General features: G+C 70.4%; 19 protein-coding genes. 8 read left to right on the plus strand and 11 right to left on the minus strand.

The window, feature by feature from the left end:
* Window position 1: 1 nt before the first annotated feature.
* Both ACH35V_RS00880 and ACH35V_RS00885 read right to left on the minus strand, forming a co-directional pair.
* Complete coding sequence (locus ACH35V_RS00880; protein ID WP_395969539.1) at window positions 2-859, minus strand: M23 family metallopeptidase; 858 nt, start codon at window positions 857-859, stop codon at window positions 2-4.
* Window positions 860-927: 68 nt separating this feature from the next.
* Window positions 928-1,464 (minus strand): GNAT family N-acetyltransferase, encoded by a 537-nt coding sequence (locus tag ACH35V_RS00885; RefSeq protein ID WP_395969540.1) that lies wholly within the window; start codon window positions 1,462-1,464, stop codon window positions 928-930.
* A 67-nt stretch (window positions 1,465-1,531) separates the two neighbouring features.
* Between ACH35V_RS00885 and ACH35V_RS00890 the strand changes: the two genes are divergently transcribed.
* The 3 genes from ACH35V_RS00890 to ACH35V_RS00900 all read left to right on the plus strand — a co-directional run bounded on the left by ACH35V_RS00890 (window position 1,532) and on the right by ACH35V_RS00900 (window position 2,944).
* Entirely contained in the window at window positions 1,532-2,011 is a 480-nt protein-coding gene (locus ACH35V_RS00890; RefSeq protein ID WP_395969541.1) for an RrF2 family transcriptional regulator, read from the plus strand.
* Window positions 2,012-2,087: 76 nt separating this feature from the next.
* Window positions 2,088-2,537: a carboxymuconolactone decarboxylase family protein gene (locus ACH35V_RS00895; RefSeq protein WP_395969542.1), complete on the plus strand. Its 450-nt coding sequence runs from the start codon at window positions 2,088-2,090 to the stop codon at window positions 2,535-2,537.
* Between the two features lie 11 nt (window positions 2,538-2,548).
* Entirely contained in the window at window positions 2,549-2,944 is a 396-nt protein-coding gene (locus tag ACH35V_RS00900; RefSeq protein WP_395969543.1) for a RidA family protein, read from the plus strand.
* A gap of 34 nt (window positions 2,945-2,978) precedes the next feature.
* Here the strand turns inward: ACH35V_RS00900 and ACH35V_RS00905 are convergent, their stop codons facing one another.
* The 5 genes from ACH35V_RS00905 to ACH35V_RS00925 all read right to left on the minus strand — a co-directional run bounded on the left by ACH35V_RS00905 (window position 2,979) and on the right by ACH35V_RS00925 (window position 7,549).
* Entirely contained in the window at window positions 2,979-3,509 is a 531-nt protein-coding gene (locus ACH35V_RS00905) for a hypothetical protein (RefSeq protein ID WP_395969544.1), read from the minus strand.
* A gap of 92 nt (window positions 3,510-3,601) precedes the next feature.
* Complete coding sequence (gene fahA / locus ACH35V_RS00910) at window positions 3,602-4,768, minus strand: fumarylacetoacetase (RefSeq protein WP_395969545.1); 1,167 nt, start codon at window positions 4,766-4,768, stop codon at window positions 3,602-3,604.
* Complete coding sequence (locus ACH35V_RS00915) at window positions 4,765-5,673, minus strand: hypothetical protein (protein ID WP_395969546.1); 909 nt, start codon at window positions 5,671-5,673, stop codon at window positions 4,765-4,767. Before ACH35V_RS00915 ends, fahA begins: the two co-directional genes overlap by 4 nt.
* Window positions 5,649-6,854: a homogentisate 1,2-dioxygenase gene (locus ACH35V_RS00920; RefSeq protein WP_395969547.1), complete on the minus strand. Its 1,206-nt coding sequence runs from the start codon at window positions 6,852-6,854 to the stop codon at window positions 5,649-5,651. The genes ACH35V_RS00915 and ACH35V_RS00920 overlap by 25 nt, the downstream gene beginning before the upstream one ends.
* A 137-nt stretch (window positions 6,855-6,991) precedes the next feature.
* On the minus strand, window positions 6,992-7,549 hold the full coding sequence (locus ACH35V_RS00925; protein ID WP_395969548.1) for a MarR family winged helix-turn-helix transcriptional regulator: 558 nt from the start codon (window positions 7,547-7,549) through the stop codon (window positions 6,992-6,994).
* A 128-nt stretch (window positions 7,550-7,677) separates the two neighbouring features.
* On the opposite strand from ACH35V_RS00925, the gene ACH35V_RS00930 reads away from it, so the two are divergent.
* Window positions 7,678-9,411 carry a pyruvate dehydrogenase gene (locus ACH35V_RS00930; protein WP_395969549.1) on the plus strand — a complete coding sequence of 578 codons (1,734 nt, stop codon included), beginning with the start codon at window positions 7,678-7,680 and terminating at the stop codon, window positions 9,409-9,411.
* Window positions 9,412-9,427: 16 nt separating this feature from the next.
* Here the strand turns inward: ACH35V_RS00930 and ACH35V_RS00935 are convergent, their stop codons facing one another.
* Window positions 9,428-10,291: a PhzF family phenazine biosynthesis protein gene (locus tag ACH35V_RS00935; protein ID WP_395969550.1), complete on the minus strand. Its 864-nt coding sequence runs from the start codon at window positions 10,289-10,291 to the stop codon at window positions 9,428-9,430.
* A gap of 33 nt (window positions 10,292-10,324) precedes the next feature.
* The gene (speB, locus tag ACH35V_RS00940; protein ID WP_395969551.1) at window positions 10,325-11,323 is read right to left on the minus strand and encodes an agmatinase; all 999 of its coding nucleotides are present in this window, start codon (window positions 11,321-11,323) and stop codon (window positions 10,325-10,327) included.
* Window positions 11,324-11,378: 55 nt separating this feature from the next.
* On the opposite strand from speB, the gene ACH35V_RS00945 reads away from it, so the two are divergent.
* Both ACH35V_RS00945 and ACH35V_RS00950 read left to right on the plus strand, forming a co-directional pair.
* Window positions 11,379-12,401, plus strand: coding sequence for an ArsR/SmtB family transcription factor (locus ACH35V_RS00945; RefSeq protein ID WP_395969552.1), 1,023 nt, complete (start codon window positions 11,379-11,381; stop codon window positions 12,399-12,401).
* Window positions 12,388-12,948 (plus strand): dihydrofolate reductase family protein, encoded by a 561-nt coding sequence (locus ACH35V_RS00950; RefSeq protein ID WP_395969553.1) that lies wholly within the window; start codon window positions 12,388-12,390, stop codon window positions 12,946-12,948. The genes ACH35V_RS00945 and ACH35V_RS00950 overlap by 14 nt, the downstream gene beginning before the upstream one ends.
* A 48-nt stretch (window positions 12,949-12,996) precedes the next feature.
* On the opposite strand, the gene ACH35V_RS00955 is transcribed toward ACH35V_RS00950, so the two are convergent.
* A complete protein-coding gene (locus tag ACH35V_RS00955) occupies window positions 12,997-13,590 on the minus strand; it encodes a TetR/AcrR family transcriptional regulator (RefSeq protein ID WP_395969554.1) in 594 nt (197 codons plus the stop codon).
* Window positions 13,591-13,807: 217 nt separating this feature from the next.
* Between ACH35V_RS00955 and ACH35V_RS00960 the strand changes: the two genes are divergently transcribed.
* Both ACH35V_RS00960 and ACH35V_RS00965 read left to right on the plus strand, forming a co-directional pair.
* Window positions 13,808-15,472, plus strand: coding sequence for an AMP-binding protein (locus ACH35V_RS00960; protein ID WP_395969555.1), 1,665 nt, complete (start codon window positions 13,808-13,810; stop codon window positions 15,470-15,472).
* 99 nt (window positions 15,473-15,571) lie between these two features.
* Window positions 15,572-16,456, plus strand: a complete 885-nt coding sequence (locus ACH35V_RS00965; RefSeq protein ID WP_395969556.1) for a hypothetical protein — start codon at window positions 15,572-15,574, stop codon at window positions 16,454-16,456.
* 18 nt (window positions 16,457-16,474) lie between these two features.
* Here the strand turns inward: ACH35V_RS00965 and ACH35V_RS00970 are convergent, their stop codons facing one another.
* A complete protein-coding gene (locus tag ACH35V_RS00970) occupies window positions 16,475-17,602 on the minus strand; it encodes a serine hydrolase domain-containing protein (RefSeq protein WP_395969557.1) in 1,128 nt (375 codons plus the stop codon).
* Window positions 17,603-17,692: the final 90 nt, after the last annotated feature.

Below are 17,692 nucleotides of genomic sequence, written 5' to 3' on the forward strand. Positions count from 1 at the left end.
GCTAGGCGGAGGCCGGTTCGTCCGTTACGGGGATGAACGGTTCGCGGCCGCCTGGCACGCCGGTTCGGGTTTCGCCGTCGCTTTCGTAGCCGTCGTTTTCGTAGCGGAAGGCGAACGGCAGGCCGGCGGCTGCCAGCGGGCGCGGGCGGTCCATGAGGTGGAAATGCAGGTGCGGCTCGGACGAGTTGCCCGAGTTGCCGACCTCGCCGAGCACGTCACCAGCCCGTACACGGTCGCCCTTTCTGACCCGCACCGATCCGTGCCGCAGGTGCGCGAACACCGCGTACACGCCGTCGCCGAGGTCCAGCACGATGGAATTGCCGACGATGAACCGTCCCGCAGACAAGGTCAGCAGGGACAGCAGTTGGCGGAACAGCATCCCCTCGATCAGCAGGTAGATGAACGCGGGCCAGGAGTTGCGGCTCCAGTGGTCGCGCTGCATGCCGCTCGCCTGGACGACGACGCCGTCGGCGGGGGCGAGGACGTCCCGTCCGAACGCGGGGAAGGTCTCCGGGCGTGACGCGAGCGGCCACCGCTGCAGCGGTCGCCAATCCCGTTCCGGATCGGGCGCGTGGACGAGGTCGATCGCGTACGTCTGGCCCAGCTCGTGCGTCCCGTGGCTGGGGACCCTGTCGGCTGGGCTGTTGACCGGCACCCACCGTCCGTCCACCGGGCACCGCAGGACGACGGGTTCCCGCCCCTGGACGCCGCCGGGCACGAACACCAGCACGACCCCGGCGACGATCAGGACGAACCCCGCCACCGACAGCAGGCCCACGCCGTGCAACGGCGCGGTCAACGCCATCGCCAGCCCGAGAATGACGAAGAGCGTCCTGAAGCGTGCCAGCGTTCTGTGCATTTCCGCCTCCGGTGGGAGCCGCTCAGCGACGGTGATCAGCTGGCGCAGATACTACGTAACCACGGGCGTCAGGGGAGTTTCTTGACGAGGAGCTCGAACTCCAGGTTGTCGCGTTTGGGCAGGCCGAAGCGCTCGTCGCCGTACGGGAACGGTGACCGCTCGCCCGTCCGGACGTAGCCGCGGCGGACGTACCAGGCGATCAGCTCCTCGCGGGCGCTGATCACCGTCATGTGCATCTCCGCCGCGTCCCACTCGTCGCGGGCCAGCCGCTCGGCCTCGGCGAGCACCTGCTTGCCGAGCCCGGTGCCCTGCATGTCGGGGCGCACGGCGAACGTGCCGAAGTAGGCGTGGCCGCCGCGGTTCTCCAGCTGGCAGCACGCGGCCAGGACGCCGCCGTCCGTCTCGGCGACGAGCATGCGGCCGGCCGCGTCGTTCACCACGGCCGCGACCATGTCGGGGTCCGTGCGCTGGCCGCCGAGGAGGTCGGCCTCGGTCGTCCAGCCGGCGCGGCTGGCGTCGCCGCGGTAGGCGGACTGGATGAGGGCGACGAGGTCGGGGACGTCGGCGGGCGTCGCGGTGCGGAAGCTGGGGCTCTCGGGCGTCACAAGCCAGACTCTAATGCCCGTTGTGTTGCGATCTGGATCCTGGACGTTTACTATCCAGATTATGCGGATGAGCGAGGGAGTCGAGTGGGCGCTCCACAGCTGCGTCAACCTGACCTGGCTGGAGTCCGGCGAGGCCGTGACGGCGGCCCGGCTGGCGGAGTTCTACCGGCTGCCCGCGGCCTACCTGAACAAGCAATTGCAGGCGCTGGCACGGGCGGGCATCCTCACGTCCACCCCCGGGCCGCGGGGCGGCTTCCGGCTCGCGCGCGCCGCCGAGGACATCACGCTGCTGGACGTGGTGACCGCGATCGAGGGGACGGAGGACGCGTTCCGCTGCGAGGGGATCCTCCGGCACGGGCCAGGCGGCCGCGAGGACGTCGACTACCGGACCGTGTGCGTCGTCTCGCAGTCCATGCGGCAGGCGGAGCTGGCCTGGCGCAGGGAACTGGCCGCGCAGACCATCGCCGACATCAGGGCGACGGTGGAGAAACGCCATCCGGCCACGCCCGGCGCCACCCGCAACCGGTTCGCGAACCTGCGGGCCTGATCCCGACCCGAGCCACCCGGTTCGTTCCGTCGTCGATTAATTCTGGATATTCAACATCTAGGTTTGGAGCATCATCATGCAGGCACGGATGAGCGTCGTGAAGTCCGCCCCCGCGGGCTACAAGGCCATGCTGGCGCTGGAGTCGTACATCAACGGCAGCGGCGTCCCGCACAGCACCCTGGAGCTGGTCAGGCTGCGGGTCAGCCAGATCAACGGCTGCGCGTTCTGCGTGAACATGCACGCCCGCGACGCCAAGAAGGCGGGCGAGACCGACGAGCGGCTCTGGTCGGTGGCGGCCTGGCGCGAGGCGCCGTTCTACACCGACGAGGAGCGGGCGGCGCTGGCGCTCGCCGAGGCGGCGACGCGGATCGGCGACAACCCCGCCGGGGTGCCGGACGACGTCTGGGACGCGGCCGCCGACTACTACGACGAGGAGTCCCTCGCCGGCCTGGTCATGACGATCGCCGCGATCAACGCCTGGAACCGGATCAACGTCATCGTCCGCAACCCCGCCGCCACCTACTGAGAGGCACGGTCATGCCGCACACCATCAGCAACCCGCCCGGCCTGTACGACCCGGTCGGCTCCGGCTACAGCCATGTCGCCGAGACGTCCGGCGACCTGGTCTTCATCGCGGGACAGGGCGCCAACGACATCACGGGGCGGATCGCCTCGGCCGACTTCGCCGACCAGGTACGCAAATCCCTCGACAATCTGCGCATCGCCCTCGCGTCGGCGGGCCTGGGCTTCGAGCACGTCGTGCAGCTGCGCACGTACATCGTCGGGTACGACGGTGACAAGCTGGCGATTCTCACGGAGCAGATCGGCGAGATCTGGGGCGAGCGGCCGCCGACGCAGACGCTCACCGGCGTCGCCGCGCTCGCGCTTCCCGACATGCTGTTCGAGATCGACGCGATCGCCGTCCGGCCCTGATTCCCCTGCTTCCTGACGTCCAGGCGGCGGCCCCTCAGCAGGGGCCGTCGTCGACGGACGTGGTGATCGAGTGGCTCCACGGCTCGTCCCCGCCGAGGTTCAGGTCGTTCTCGACCGAGACGGTGAGGCAGACGGGGTTCTCGCCCTTGCGGTTCGTCAGCTCGTACTCGTCGTCGCCCGCGGAGCGGATCTTCACGTTGCCGCCGCCCTCCTCGTTCACGGCCTCGTAGACGTCGGACGTCGCGCTGAACGACGAGCCGATCCCCGACGTCGAGTCCTCGTCCAGCTTGGACGCCGCCGCCTGCGCGACCGAACGCACCTGCGAGGTGGAGTAGACCGTCGAGTTGTCGGCGGCCTTGAGGATGCCCGCGCCGACTAGCAGGACGACGGCGCCGATGAAGAAGCTGGCGCGCCGCACGCCGAGCGCGGCGTCGGACGGCTCGTTCGCCCCCGGGTTCCGATACTGCCAGGCGTCGGCCTTCCAGTAGAGCTTCCGCTGGTCCACGCAGCCCAACGCGAACATCACGACCGCCATGAGCAGCATGAAAACGATCAGAACGGTCATGCACGTCCTCCCCTAGGGTCCCCCAAGGTCGGACGCGGTCGAACGTCGTCTGGTTCGTAAAGGTCCTCTGAGCGGGCGGGTCAGCGGGCGGGTCAGCGGGCGGGGAGGATCCGGCCGGTGACCTCGCCGAAGCCGATGCGGATGCCGGCGGCGCCCGGGGCGTTCGCGGTGATGACGACCTCGTCGCCGTCCTCCAGGAAGGTGCGGGGTTCGCCGTTGACCTCGATCGGTTCCTTGCCGCCCCAGGTGAGTTCGATGAACGCGCCGCGCTGGTCCCGGTCCGGGCCGGAGACCGTCCCGGACGCGAACAGGTCGCCGGTGCGGGACGCCGCGCCGTTCACCGTCATGTGCGCGAGCATCTGCGCAGGCGACCAGTACATCTCCCGGTAGGGCGGCCGGGACACGACCTGCCCGTTCCAGGAGACGGTCAGTTCGAGGTCCAGCCCCCAGGGATTCTTCTCCCGCAGGTACGGGAGAGGCTCCGGGTCTTGGGGCGGAGTGGCGACACGGGCGGCTTCCAAGGCGAGGAGTGGGACGACCCAAGGCGAGATGGACGTCGCGAAACTCTTCCCTAGGAACGGGCCCAGCGGCACGTACTCCCAAGCCTGGATGTCGCGTGCCGACCAGTCGTTGACGAGGACGACGCCGAAGACGTGCTGGTCGAAATCGTCCGCGCTGACCTGGGCGCCGATCGGCGAGCCGGTGCCGACGACGAAGCCCACCTCGGCCTCGATGTCCAGACGCCGGCTCGCCCCGTAGGTGGGCGCGGCGTCTGCCGGGGCCTTGCGCTGGCCGCTGGGCCGGACGATGTCCGTCCCGGACGGGACGACCGTCCCGGCGCGGCCGTGGTAGCCGACCGGGAGGTGCTTCCAGTTCGGCATGAGCGGCTCGGAGTCCGGCCGGAACAGACGCCCGAGGTTGGACGCGTGGTGCTCGGACGCGTAGAAGTCGACGTAGTCGGCGACCTCGAACGGCATGTGCATCGTCACCGCGCCGGCCGGGTGGACGGCCGCGGGGTCGACGTCGTCCGAGACCAGGTCGATGATCTGCCGCCGGACCTCCACCCAGCGCGCATGGCCCTGCGCCATGAACGGGTTCAGGGACGGCGCGGCGAACACGTCGTCGACGAGCGTGAGGCCGACGACGTGATCGGCCACGCGGACGCCCACGCGCGGGGCCTCGCCCGGCGTCGAGAACACGCCGTAGGGGAGGTTGGCGAGCCCGAAAAGTGAGTCTTCGGGTATCGCGATTCGGGTCATCGGGTCGTCTCCTGAAGGACGGGCGCGAGCAGCCCCAGGGCCGCGAGTTCGTTCAGCGGGTCGGTGATGCTGCACGTCCCGAACGACAGGAAGCGGGCGCGGGCGGCGGCCGCCCGCTTCTCGCCGAGACCCGCCACGCGGGACGCGATGGACGCCGCGTCCCGGTCGGCCAGGATTGCGGACAGCTCGTCCACCGGACGGCCCTCCGCGGCGGCGTCGGTCGCGAGCAGCAGGTTGAGGAATCCGTGCTGGTGGAAGCCGGTCTCCGGGTCGGTGTTGCGGACGGGATGGTGCAGCCCCGCGGTCGCCTTGAACGGGACTCCGCCGTCCACCACGGCCTTGATCGCGGCGGCCAGCTCGTCCGGGCTCGGGTACAGGTGCGGCTTCACGCCGCCGGTGCGGAACTTCGCGCGATGCCCGAGTTCGGCGACGGCGGCGATGATCGACGGGCGGCGCTCGTCCCGCGGCACCTCCACGTACACGGGCACGTCGACGGTGCCGAGCACGCGGAAGAACTCGTCCGACTCCATCCCGGCCGGGACGGCGACTTCGAGCCCGCGCAGGTCGACGGGCAGCTCGGCCGCTCTGGCCAGGGCCTTCGCGGCCTCGCACGGCCCGTTGGGCGCCGTGATCGACAGGTCCAGCGGCGGGACGGCGGCGCCGCTGCCGGTGCGGGGCCCGGAGCCGGTGTTGGCGTCGGGGAGGAGCGGGTCGAGGGCGTCGAGCGCGCTCGCCGGGAGGATGAGCGGGCCGACGAGTTCCGCGTACGGGGCGGAGCGGTGGGCGCGGTGGGCCGGGACCGCGACGTCGAGCGGCGCGAGCCCCGGCGGGAACACGGCCGCGTCGTCGCACAGCCCGGCGGCGAAGGCGGGGACGGTCGTCACTGCCGCCTCGCCCACGTCCACGCGTACGCGTCGTCCTCGCAGGCCAGGCCGCCCTCGCCGAGCTCCAGCGGGTGGAAGGTGTCGACCATGACGGCCAGCTCGTCGAAGAACTCGACGCCGATGCTGCGCTCGTACGAGCCGGGCTGCGGGCCGTGCGCGAGCCCGCCGGGATGGACCGACACCGACCCCTGCCCGATGCCGGAGCCCTTGCGCGCCTCGTAGTCGCCGCCGCAGTAGAACATGATCTCGTCGGAGTCGACGTTGGAGTGGTAGTAGGGCACCGGGATCGACAGCGGGTGGTAGTCGACCTTGCGCGGCACGAAGTTGCACACGACGAAGTTGTGGCCCTCGAACACCTGGTGGACGGGCGGCGGCTGGTGCACGCGTCCGGTGATCGGCTCGAAGTCGTGGACGCTGAACGTGAACGGGTACAGGCAGCCGTCCCAGCCGACGACGTCGAACGGGTGCCGCGCGTAGGTCATCCGCGTGCCGGTGATGCCGCGCGAGCCGCGGTGCTTGACGAGGACCTCGACGCCGGTCGCGTCCGACTGGAGCGGCTCGTCGGGTCCGTGCAGGTCGCGCTCGCAGTAGGGGGCGTTCTCCAGGAACTGCCCGAAGCGCGACAGGTAGCGCTTCGGCGGCGCGATGTGGCCCCTGGCCTCGATGGCGTACGCGCGGAGCGGCTGGTCGCCGGTCGGGAGCCAGCGGTGCGTGGTGGACGTCGGGATGATGACGTAGTCGCCCTGCTTCGCCGCCAGCGTCCCGAAGATCGTCTCGACCGTCGCGGTGCCGGACTCGACGTAGACGATCTCGTCGCCGGTCGCGTTGCGGTACAGCGGCGAGTCGGCGGCGGACACGACGTACGACAGCCTCACGTCACTGTTGCCGAGGATCAGCCGGCGTCCGGTGACGACGTCCGTCTCGGACCACGTCTCCTTGGGGAACAGGTCGTGCAGCTTGAGATGGCGCGGCTTGAGCGGATGGTTGGGGGTCGTCGTCCCGTCCGGGGTCTCCCAGACCTGCGAGTCGACGATCGCGGACGGGATCTCCCGGTGGTACAGGAGGGACGAGTCCGACGAGAACCCCTCCTCGCCCATCAGTTCCTCGAAGTAGAGCCGCCCTTCGCCGTCCCCGTGCTCCATGTGACGGTGCTGGGTGTGGCGTTTCGGCGGCACGTGGCCGACCCGGCGGTAGTGGGCCATGGTCCTCGCCTCCGATGGTTAACGCATTAACTAGTTTGTGCCGACACTACGACTCTTCTCCCGAGGAGGGAAGGGCCTAACGTCGGCGACGCCCCCATTGCGGATTTCGCTGTTGCCGGCTTCGCTCGCGGGCGTCGCTAACTTCGCTCGCGGGCGTCGAACTGCTCGCGGCCCGCGATGAGCTTGTCCAGCAGCATGACGAGCATCTGCTGCTCGGTCTCGGTGAGCACGTCCGCCCACTGCCGCTCCCGCTCGTTCTGCACGGCGAAGATCTCCAGCATGGCCCGGTGCCCGTGCTCGGTCAGCGTCAGGATGACCGACCGGCCGTCGCGCTCGCCCGGCGTGCGGGCGAGCATCCCGTCCGCGACGAGCGTCTTCGCCAGGTTCGACACCGCGGCCCGGCTCATGCCGGCGAGCGTCGCGGCCCGTCCGGGCTCCAGCGGCCCCGCCAGCCAGGTGACGAACAGCAGCCGGAACGCCGCCCACGAGTGCCCGCGCGGCCGGTGGACGGTGGACTCCAGGTCGTAGGTGACGATCGCCGAGGCCCGGTTCAGCGTCAGCAGCAGCCGGGTCGCGAGCCGGTGCGGGAAGCCGAACTCGTCCGCGAGCCGGTGCCCGGCGAGGTCGACGAACGACCAGAAGTCGAGCTGCTCGCCGTTGCCGTTCACCCCCGCCACCCCCTCAATATGATTCATGGTTTGACCATTTAACCCTGGCTGGGCCCGGGTGTCAGCCGGGCGGGTGTCAGCCGGGTCAGCCGGTCCCGGGTGTCAGCCGGAGATCATCGGGAATCTCCTTTGGGGAGCGTGGTGGGGGAGGGACGATGGCGACGGTCGCCGACCAGTTCATCGAGGTGTTGCGGCAGGCCGGAGTCCGGCGGATCTACGGGGTGGTGGGCGACAGCCTGAACCCGGTCGTGGACGCCGTGCGCCGCACGGGCGGCATCGACTGGGTGCACGTCCGCAACGAGGAGGCGGGCGCGTTCGCCGCCGCGGCCGAAGCGCAGACCACGGGACGGCTGGCCGTCTGCGCGGGAAGCTGCGGCCCCGGCAACACCCACCTCATCCAGGGCCTGTACGACGCGCACCGCTCGGGGGCGCCCGTGCTGGCGCTGGCGTCGCAGATCCCGAGCGTCCAGATCGGCAGCGGCTATTTCCAGGAGACGCATCCCGAACGGCTCTTCGTCGACTGCAGCCACTACTGCGAGGCGATCAGCACGCCCGCACAGATGCCGCGCATTCTCCGCACGGCGATCCAGCACGCGGTCGGGCTCGGCGGCGTCGCCGTCCTGACCCTGCCCGGTGACACCGCCAGCAAGGACGCCGCGAACGCGACAGGCGAGCACGACTTCCTCATCCGGAAGGGGATCGTCCGGCCGCCGTCAGAACAGGTGGGGCAGCTCGCGGGTGCGCTCAATCGGGCGCGCAAGGTCATGCTGTTCTGCGGGTCCGGCGTCAAGGACGCCCATTCCGAGGTGATGCAGCTCGCCCACAAACTACTCTCACCCGTGGGCCACGCACTGCGCGGCAAGGAATGGATCCAGTTCGACAACCCATTCGACGTGGGCATGAGCGGCTTGCTCGGCTACGGCGCCTGCTACGAGGCCATGCAGGAGGCAGACCTGGTGCTCCTCCTCGGCACCGACTTCCCATACGACCCGTTCCTGCCGGGCAAGAACACCATCCAGATCGACGACGACCCGTCCAGACTGGGCCGCCGGACCCCGCTTGACCTGGCGGTACATGGCGACATTGGCGAGACGTTGCGTCTCGTCCTGGACAAGGTCCAGCAGAAGCGCGACCAGACGTACCTGAACGAGATGCTGCACCGGCACGCCCGCGCCCTGGAGAACGTCGTCTCCGCCTACACGCGCGACATCGAGAAGCACACCCCGATCCACCCTGAATACGTCGCGAGCGTCCTGGACGATCTAGCCGCCGACGACGCGATATTCACCGTGGACACCGGCATGTGCAACGTCTGGGTAGCCCGCTACATAACCCCCAATGGCCGCCGCCGCGTGATGGGCTCGTTCGTCCACGGCTCCATGGCGAACGCACTCCCACATGCCATCGGCGCCCAGTACGGCGCGCCCGGCCGCCAGGTCATCTCCGTCTCCGGCGACGGCGGCCTAGGAATGCTGCTCGGCGAACTCCTCACGGTCAAACTGCACCGCGTCCCTGTGAAAATCATCGTGTTCAACAACGCGTCCCTAGGCATGGTGCGCCTGGAAATGCTGGTGGACGGCCTCCCGTCCTACGAAACCGACCACGAGCCCGTCGACTACGCCGCAATCGCCGAAGCCGCGGGCATCGAATCGGCCCGCGTAGAGCGCCCCTCAGACGTCCGCACAGTAATGGAACGCGCCCTAGCCGCCCCCGGCCCCTACCTCCTGGACGTCGTCACCGACCCGAACGCCCTATCCATCCCACCCCACATCACCCCGCAACAGGTAAAAGGCTTCGCCTTGGCAGCAGGAAAGACCGTCCTCACGGGCGGCGTAGGCAAGATGCTCGACCTGGCCCGAAGCAACCTCCGCAACATCCCGCGCCCCTGACTTAGCCTCTGGTGCCCTAGCCGGGGATCCGGACTGCGGCGCCTGTGACGTGGATGCGGGGGTCGTCGTTGCGGAGTTCTACCGTGAGGAGTCCGGGGCGGCCCATGTCCTCGCCCTGGTGGAGTGTGAGCGTGGCGGGGGAGGCGATTTCGCCCAGCTCCCGGAGGTAGGCGCCGAACGCGGCCGCTGCGGCGCCGGTGGCGGGGTCCTCCACCACGCCGCCGACCGGGAACGGGTCGCGGACGTGGAACACGTGCCGCGACGCGCGCCACACCAGCTGGACGGTGGTCAGATCATGCCTGGTCATGTACTCGGCCAAGCGGTCGAAGTCGTAGTCGAGAGCGGCCAGGCGTTCGCGGGTGGCGGCCGCGAGGACCAGGTGGCGGGCTCCCGCGTAGGCGAAGCGGGGCGGAAGGGCGGGATCGAGGTCGTCCTTGCCCCAGCGCAGGATGTCCAGGACCTGGGCGACGTCGGCTGCCTCTTCCAGGTACGGCTCGACGCTGGTGAGGGTCGCGTGGAGAACGCCGTCGACCTCGGCGACCTCGACGGGGACCGTGCCGCTCTTGGTGGCGAACGTGAGAGCACCCGCGCCGACCCGCTCCGCCAGGGCGACCGCAGTGGCGACGGTGGCGTGGCCGCAGAACGGGACCTCGGCTTTGGGGCTGAAATAGCGGAGGGTGAATGCTCTCCCCGGCTCGCCGAGCCCGTCTGGTGGCGGAGTGAGGAAGGCGGACTCCGAATAGCCCAGGTCGGCGGCGATCGCGAGCATGGCCGCGTCGTCCAGCTCGGAGGCGTCCAGGACGATCCCGGCCGGGTTGCCTCCTCCGGGGTCGGTCGCGAAGGCGGTGTAGTGCAGCACGTCACTGCTCAGGTCGGTCATACCGCCATCGAACACTAGGAGCCGTCCAGCCGGTCAGGCCCGGTTCTTGTGGGCCAGGGCGGCGAGGGTCTCCCAGATCAGGCGGTGGGCGTTGTTGACCGTCAGGTCTGCGTGGTCGTAGGGCGGGCAGACCTCCGTTACGTCCATGGCCACCACGTTGGTCTGCAGCGCGACCTGGCGGACGGCCCGGAGGAGGTCGACCGGCGCGAGGCCGCCGGGCTCCGGTGTTCCGGTGCCGGGTGCGAAGCCGGGATCCAGGACGTCGATGTCGATCGAGAGGTAGATCCCGTCGGCGCCGTCGCTCGCCTCGGCGATGGCGTCGTCCATCACGGCCTTGATCCCGCGCTCCCAGATCTCCTGCATGGTGTGGTGGCGCATGCCTTGTTCGCGCATCCACGCCTGCACGTCGGCCGGGGGCCAGTAGCCGCGCAGGCCCACCTGGACGAAATCCCTGCCCGCGATCGCTCCGGACTCGATCAGGCGCCGCATCGGCGTCCCGTGGCTGGCGAGGTTGCCGCGCAGGATGTCGGCGGTGTCGGCATGCGCGTCGAAATGGACCATGCCGATCCGGTCGTGGTGGGCGGCGACCGCCGTTCCGCTCGGCCACGTCACCGAATGGTCGCCGCCGATCACCACGGGGACGATGCCGCGGCTGGCGACGTCCAGCACCCGCTGGTGGATCGCCGCTCGGGACGGCTCCCACATGCCGGGCGAGACGATCGCGTCGCCGTAGTCGACCACGGTGAGGTGGTCGAAGATCTCGATCTCCAGGTCCAGGTGGTAGCCGCCGGGGTCGTAGGCGTTCGCGCGCAGCGCCCGGGGGCCGAACCGGGCGCCGGGACGGTTGGTGGTGTTGTCGTCCCACGGCGCGCCGATCACGGCGACGTCGGGACGCCACTCGTCCAGCTGCTCCGGCTCGGTCAGGTGGGGGCGCAGCCCGAACGTCGGCACTCCCATGTACGAGGACGAATCGAGCTGGGCCTGCATGCCGGGCGGCAGCACCGGGCGTCCACCAGGGGCTTCATGTGTCATGCCGACAGTCCACGGCGGCGGTGGCCCGCTGCCAATGAAGGTAGCTTGTGGCTTAATGGTCAGCTTCGTGCTCGACGTCGAGGACCTCGCCGACGCGCGCTTCGCCGTCTCGCCACTGCAAGAGGCCGTGCTCAGCCTGCGGGTGCTGCGCGATCCCGGCCTGTCGGCGCTGCATCTGCCGTGGCGCAGGTCGGTGGTCGGCCGGCTCGGTGGCCTCGACGCGTCGCTGCTGATGTCCCTGGTCGGACGGCGTCTCGCCCTCCCCGACTTCCTGACGCCCCCGCCGGCGGCGTTCGCCCCCGCCTTCGAGGACGAACTGGCCGTCGCCCGCCGCAGCCGTCCCGACGTGGTGCGCCGCGACCTGATCGGCGTCCACGCGCCGGGTCCCGTTCCCGAGGCGCTGCGTGCGGTCGGCGGGGACGACGCGGCCGTGGCCCGGCTCGGCGACGCGATCTGCGCCGTCCTGCTCCGGTACTGGCGGCTGGCCGTCGAACCGGTCTGGCCGCAGATGCGCCTGGTGCTGGAGGCGGACATGACCTACCGCGCACGACGCCTGGCCCTGGGCGGCGCACGCCTGCTGTTCTCCGACATGCACCCCAACCTGCGCTGGCGGGACGGAGTGCTCACGATCGACAAGACGATCGTCGAGCATCGTGTGGCGTCGTCCGGGAGGGGACTGCTGCTGATCCCTTCGGTGTTCGCCCACCAGCCCGCGCCCCCGGTCAGGGCGGACGAACCGCCGCTGCTCGCCTACCCCTGCCGCGCGGTGGCCACGCTTTGGGCCCCAGCGCCAGTGCCCGACGCGACCGCGCTCGCCGCGCTGGTCGGCGGACCGAAAGCCAAACTGCTTCGCCTTCTGGACGAACCGCTGGCGACGGTTGAACTCGCCCATCGGCTGAGGGTGACGCCGAGCGCGGTATCGCAGCATTTGCGCGTGCTGCACGCGGCCGGTCTGGTCACCCGAGCCCGCCAAGGGCGGCGGGTTCTGTATCACCGCAGCCCGCTCGGCGACGAGCTGGCCGCGCCCAAAGACCTTTCTGGTCCATCGGCGGTACGCTGGCGCAATGCGTCCTCTTAGATATTCCATCAATGTCACGTTGGACGGGTGCTGCGATCACAGTGAAGGGTCCACGGACGAAGAATTGCATCGTCACTCGACCGAGATCCTGGCCCAGGCCGACGCTCTCATCTTTGGCCGGGTGACCTACGAAATGATGGAGGCCGCGTTTCGGGCCCCGGCGCGGACGGGGGTCAGGCCCGATTGGATGGAACCTTGGATGGTCCCCTTCGTCCAGACGATCGACGCGGCAAAGAAATATGTCGTATCGAGCACCCTGGAGCGAGTCGACTGGAACGCCGAACTCTTGCGCGGCGATCTGGGGAAGGCCGTTCAGCAGCTCAAGCAGGAGCCGGGTAAGGGACTGTACGTGGGAGGCGTGAAGCTCCCGCTGGCGCTGGCGGAACTGGGATTGATCGACGAGTACGAGTTCGTGGTGCATCCCAGGCTGGTGGGCCACGGACCGACGCTGTTCGCGGGCCTGTCGAAGAGCGTCGACCTGAAGCTCGTGGGCAGGCAGGAGTTCGGTTCGGGCGCGGTGGCGCTGCGGTACGAGCCGAAAAGGTAATCACCGGGACCGACGGCCCGCCTAACGCCCCGATCGGTCACCGGTCGGTCAGTGGAAGGGGCGGGCCATTTCCGTGAGGGTCTCGTCGGCGGTCTCGGCCAGCGGACGGGCCGGGCGTTCGTCGATTTCGGCCAAAGTGGCGATGCGGAGGGCCGTCATGAAGGCGCCGGCGAGGACGCGGGGACGGACGCCGCCGGGCGGCAAATCCTCGCGCGCGGCGATCAGGTCGGCGAAGTCGCGCTCGAACTCGGCGTAGTGGGCGAGCAGCCGGGCCAGGACGGACGGGTGCTCGCGGGCAAGCCGGGCCTGCTCGGCGCACAGCATGGCGCACGGCGTCTCGTCGGCGTCGGCCTGCTCGTCGAGCGCGGCGCGCAGGGCGGTCCAGGACGGCTCGCCGCGCGGGCGTGACTCGAACGCCTCCAGCAGGGCGCGCATCCGCCGTTCGGCGCCGTACAGGAGCGCCTCCTCCTTGCCGCCGAAGTAGTTGGAGAAGGTGCGGCGGGAGACGCCGGCGGCGTCGGCGATGGCCTCGACGGTGACGTCGTCCAGCCCGTGCTCGGCGGTCAGGCGCATCGCGGCGTCGTGCAGGGCGCGGCGCGTCGTCTCCTTCTTGCGCTCGCGCAGTCCGCCGGTCGTCGCCATGGTCGGACCAGCGTACCCAAGCTTCAAATGCTGCCCGGCGGGAAAACTTGCGCACCGTGCGCGGCCGGGGTTGTCAGGTTTCTGACAAGGCGAAGGCCGAAGAGGTGGGTTGGGGGAGGAGAGGGGGAGGAGGTTTGTCCGTATGGTCGGAAAAGGGGAGTTCGAGGCAGGGCTGGGAACGTCCAGGACCGGGAGCTGGCAGGGCCGGGAGCGGTAGATGGCGGGATCGTCGGGGGTCGGGCAGCGGGCGGTGTCGGCCGCGCGGGCGGGCGGCATGTTCGCGCGGAGCGGGCTGTGGCGTCCCGGGCCGCCGCTGAAGGTCGTCCGGCAGCTGGGCGCGCTGCGCCGCTGGGGCACCCTGCTCGGCGGGACGGTCGCGTCCGCCGCGGCCCGCGATCCGGATGTCGTCGCGATCGCCGACCAGGACGGGGAGCTGACGTACAGGGAAGTCGACGCCCGCACCGACCGGCTCGCCGCAGCGCTCAGCCGGGCGGGCGAGCCGTCCGAGCGTGGGGTAGGCGAGCTGCGTGGGGCGGGCGAGGGGCGGCGGGTCGGGGTGCTGTGCCGTAACCATCGGGGGATGGTCGAGACGCTCGTCGCCTGCAGCAAGAGCGGTTCCGACCTTGTCCTGCTGAACACGGGGATGAGCGCCGAGCAGCTCCTGACCGTGATCGAGCAGCAGGGCGTCGAGACGGTCATCGCGGACGAGGAGTTCGCCGAGTTCCTCACGGGGGTGCCGGCGGGCGTCCAGACCATCAGGACCGGCCCCGAGCTGGAGAACCTCATCGGCACGGCGTCCGGCGCGCGGGTCGGACCGCCGGTGAAGGCGGGGCGGACGATCGTCCTCAGCTCGGGCACGACCGGGCGCCCGAAGGGCGCGGACCGGCGGGCGCGTCCGGGGCTGTCGCCGCTGACGTCGATCCTGTCCCGCATCCCGTACCGGGTGCACGAGCGGATGCTCATCGACGCGCCGCTGTTCCACACCTGGGGATACGCGATGCTGCAGACGGCGATCTCGCTGCGCGCCACGATCGTCCTGCGGCCCCGGTTCGACCCGGAGCAGACGCTGCGGACGATCGAGGAGACCGGGGCGACGGCGCTGGTCGCCGTCCCGGTCATGCTCCAGCGCATCATGGACGTACCGGACGAAGCGCGCCGCAAGCGCGACACGTCCACGATGCGGATCGCGGCCGTCAGCGGCTCGGCGCTGCCCGCGACGCTCGCGACCGCGTTCATGGACGAGTTCGGCGACGTCCTCTACAACCTGTACGGGTCGACGGAGGCGTCGTGGGTGACCATCGCCACGCCCGCCGACCTGCGCGCCCGTCCCGGCACCGCGGGCACGCCGCCGCCCGGCACGACGGTCGCGATCCTGGACGAGGCGGGCGCGCCCGTCCCGCCCGGAACCACCGGACGGATCTTCGCCGCCAACGAACTGCCCTTCGCCGGCTACACCGGCGGCGCCGCCAAGGAGATGCGGGACGGCCTGATGAGCCTCGGCGACGTCGGCCACCTGGACGAGGACGGCCGCCTCTACGTGCACGGCCGCGACGACGACATGATCGTCTCGGGTGGGGAGAACGTGTTCCCGCGCGCGATCGAGGAGGTCGTGGAGGCGCTTCCGCAGGTCAGGGAGGCCGCGGTCGTCGGCGTCCCGGACGATCGGTTCGGCCGGCGCCCGGCCGCGTTCGTCGTCGTCCGCGACGGCGAGACGCTCGACGCCGGCACCGTCCGCGACCACGTCCGCGACCGTCTCGCGCGCTTCGCCGTGCCCCGCGACGTGCATTTCGTCGACGCCCTTCCGCGCAACGCGACCGGCAAGGTCGTCCGCCGCCGACTGCAGCCCCGCCCAGACGCCGCGGACGCCGCCGACCCGTCCTGACCCGGCGGAATGGGACATCCCTCACACCTCACGCGAACCTCCCGTCGAGTAGTCTTGACAGTGTCAAGATTGGCGATTGGGAGACGAAGGAGACGGCCGATGGCGGACGATCCCGGCCTGGCACGGCAGATGTGGCATCAGCTCGAAGCCGTGCACGCCCTGTTCTGGTACTCGCCCGAAGTGTTCGCCGAAGCCGAGGCCCTCGGCTACAAGGTGGACGACCGCTGGCCGAGCTATTTCGCCTGGCGTGCCGCACCGCTCGGCGCGGCGAGCACCGAGCAGGTCTCGTCCGCCTTCTACAGCTTCAGCCCGCGGATGATCGCCGAGCACATCCCCGCGGCCTGGACGATCGCGGCGCCCGACCGCGTCCTAGCGGCCCGCACCCGCGCCGTCGACCGGATGTACCGGGCCCTGCTAGGCGACGAGATCCTCCAGGCCCCCGATCTCGCCGAGGCCGCCGATCTGGCCCGCACCGCCGCCGGGGCCGCGAGCACCGCCGGACGCCCGCTAGCCGCCGCCAACGCCGGCCTGCCCTGGCCGGACCAGCCGCACCTCGTCCTCTGGCACGCCATCGGCATCCTCCGCGAGCAGCGCGGCGACGGACACGTGGCCGCGCTGCTCACCGCCGGGCTCGACCCGGTCGAGGCGCTCGTCTCGTTCGCCGCGGTCGGCGCCGCGCCCGTGGCGACGTTCGCGAGCCGGGGCTGGACGGACGCCGAATGGTCCGCCGCCCGCGACCGTCTCGCGTCCCGCGGACTCGTCCACCCGGACGGGACCGCCACCGACCAGGGCCGTGAGCTGCGCAACTCCGTCGAACGGACCACCGACGACCTGGCCTACGAGCCGTGGCGGACGCTGGGCGCCGAGAAGTCGAGCCGCCTCGCGGAACTCACGATGCCGATCCTGGTCAAGGTCCTGGAGACCGGCCTGATGCCCGCCCAGAACACACTCGGCATTGGCAACATCCAGTCCCCGCCCCGCTGACCGCGCTCGCCCTGCGATTCAGGCGCAGAAGGCCGTCTCCGCCAGCCTGCCGAGGTCCGCGCGGAACTTCTCGCCGTTCTCCAGCGCGGACGCGTTGTAGGTGATGACGGCTTGGCGGCGTCCGTCCGCGCTGGTGTACGTCCAGGTGCGGTATCCGGGGAAGCCGCCGTCGTGACCCCACGCGTACCCGCAGGAGAACTTGATCCGCGCGACGCCGAGTCCGTAGTCCTCCACGACGCCTTCGTCGTTCACCGGCCGGACAGTCCGCAGCTCCCGCATCTGCTCGGCGGGCAGCAGCCGGCCTGTGAACAGGGCCCGGTGGAACCTCGCGACGTCGTCCACGGTGGACACGATGCCGCCGGACGTCCGCGCGCTGGACGGGCTGATCAGCGTGCTGACGTCCCCGTGCTGGAGGTAGTAGCCGTGCACATACGGGCCGGGGAACGCCGGTGACGTGGTCGGATACGACGTATGCCGCAGCCGCAGCGGCCCGAAGACACGGCGCTGGAACTCGTCACCCGCCGTCCGCCCCGTGGCCTTCTCGATGATCATCCCGGCGAGGACGTAGTTGGTGTTGGCGTAGTTCCAGCCCTGGCCGGGAGCGTGGACGGGCGGCTTCTCCATCGCGATCGCGACCAGTTCGGCGGGCGTCCAGACGCGGGCCGGGTCGCTCATGATCCGCGGGTCCTGGACGTACTCGTTCAGCCCGCCGGTCTGCGCCAGCAGCTGCCGAATGGTGATCTTCGACCCGTCGTTGCCGTTGCCCTGGACGACGCCCGGCAGCCATTTCTCCACCGTGTCGTCCAGGGAGAGCCGACGCTCGGCGTCCAGTTGCAGGACGACCGTCGAGGTGAACGACTTGGTCACGCTCGCGATCCGGAACAGCAGTCGGTGGTCCATCGGCGCGCCGGTCGCCTTGTCGGACACCCCCGCCGTCACATGCGAGACGCGTCCGCCGCGCCGCGTCATCACGATCACACCGGGCGCCCCGTCCGCGACAAGCCGCTCCGCCGCACCCTGCACCTTCCGATCGAGCCCTGACGGCCCAACGGCACTCGCACTGGACGCCCCGGCGGCGACGGTCGTGACCAGCGCCGTCCCAGCAATGACGACGGAAACTGCGGCTGCTGCACGTCCACGGGCCATGGGATTCCTCCTCGGAAGATTTCGCTGACCTGATCAACTCTTCCGGCAATCAGGATCGGCGGCATTGGGCCCAAAACCCGAATCCAAGGT

The sequence above is a fragment of the Actinomadura sp. 1N219 genome, assembly GCF_044326405.1.
GTDB lineage: Bacteria > Actinomycetota > Actinomycetes > Streptosporangiales > Streptosporangiaceae > Spirillospora.

Bases quoted from the DNA above. Each gene is read 5' to 3' on its own strand.
- ACH35V_RS00890 (WP_395969541.1), top strand. From the start codon at position 1,532: ATGAGCGAGGGAGTCGAGTGGGCGCTCCACAGCTGCGTCAACCTGACC.
- ACH35V_RS00895 (WP_395969542.1), top strand. From the start codon at position 2,088: ATGCAGGCACGGATGAGCGTCGTGAAGTCCGCCCCCGCGGGCTACAAG.
- speB (WP_395969551.1), bottom strand. From the start codon at position 11,323: ATGACACATGAAGCCCCTGGTGGACGCCCGGTGCTGCCGCCCGGCATG.
- ACH35V_RS00970 (WP_395969557.1), bottom strand. From the start codon at position 17,602: ATGGCCCGTGGACGTGCAGCAGCCGCAGTTTCCGTCGTCATTGCTGGG.
- fahA (WP_395969545.1), bottom strand. From the start codon at position 4,768: ATGACCCGAATCGCGATACCCGAAGACTCACTTTTCGGGCTCGCCAAC.
- ACH35V_RS00960 (WP_395969555.1), top strand. From the start codon at position 13,808: ATGGCGGGATCGTCGGGGGTCGGGCAGCGGGCGGTGTCGGCCGCGCGG.
- ACH35V_RS00905 (WP_395969544.1), bottom strand. From the start codon at position 3,509: ATGACCGTTCTGATCGTTTTCATGCTGCTCATGGCGGTCGTGATGTTC.
- ACH35V_RS00925 (WP_395969548.1), bottom strand. From the start codon at position 7,549: ATGAATCATATTGAGGGGGTGGCGGGGGTGAACGGCAACGGCGAGCAG.
- ACH35V_RS00900 (WP_395969543.1), top strand. From the start codon at position 2,549: ATGCCGCACACCATCAGCAACCCGCCCGGCCTGTACGACCCGGTCGGC.
- ACH35V_RS00880 (WP_395969539.1), bottom strand. From the start codon at position 859: ATGCACAGAACGCTGGCACGCTTCAGGACGCTCTTCGTCATTCTCGGG.
- ACH35V_RS00965 (WP_395969556.1), top strand. From the start codon at position 15,572: ATGGCGGACGATCCCGGCCTGGCACGGCAGATGTGGCATCAGCTCGAA.
- ACH35V_RS00920 (WP_395969547.1), bottom strand. From the start codon at position 6,854: ATGGCCCACTACCGCCGGGTCGGCCACGTGCCGCCGAAACGCCACACC.
- ACH35V_RS00930 (WP_395969549.1), top strand. From the start codon at position 7,678: ATGGCGACGGTCGCCGACCAGTTCATCGAGGTGTTGCGGCAGGCCGGA.
- ACH35V_RS00935 (WP_395969550.1), bottom strand. From the start codon at position 10,291: ATGACCGACCTGAGCAGTGACGTGCTGCACTACACCGCCTTCGCGACC.
- ACH35V_RS00945 (WP_395969552.1), top strand. From the start codon at position 11,379: ATGGTCAGCTTCGTGCTCGACGTCGAGGACCTCGCCGACGCGCGCTTC.
- ACH35V_RS00955 (WP_395969554.1), bottom strand. From the start codon at position 13,590: ATGGCGACGACCGGCGGACTGCGCGAGCGCAAGAAGGAGACGACGCGC.
- ACH35V_RS00950 (WP_395969553.1), top strand. From the start codon at position 12,388: ATGCGTCCTCTTAGATATTCCATCAATGTCACGTTGGACGGGTGCTGC.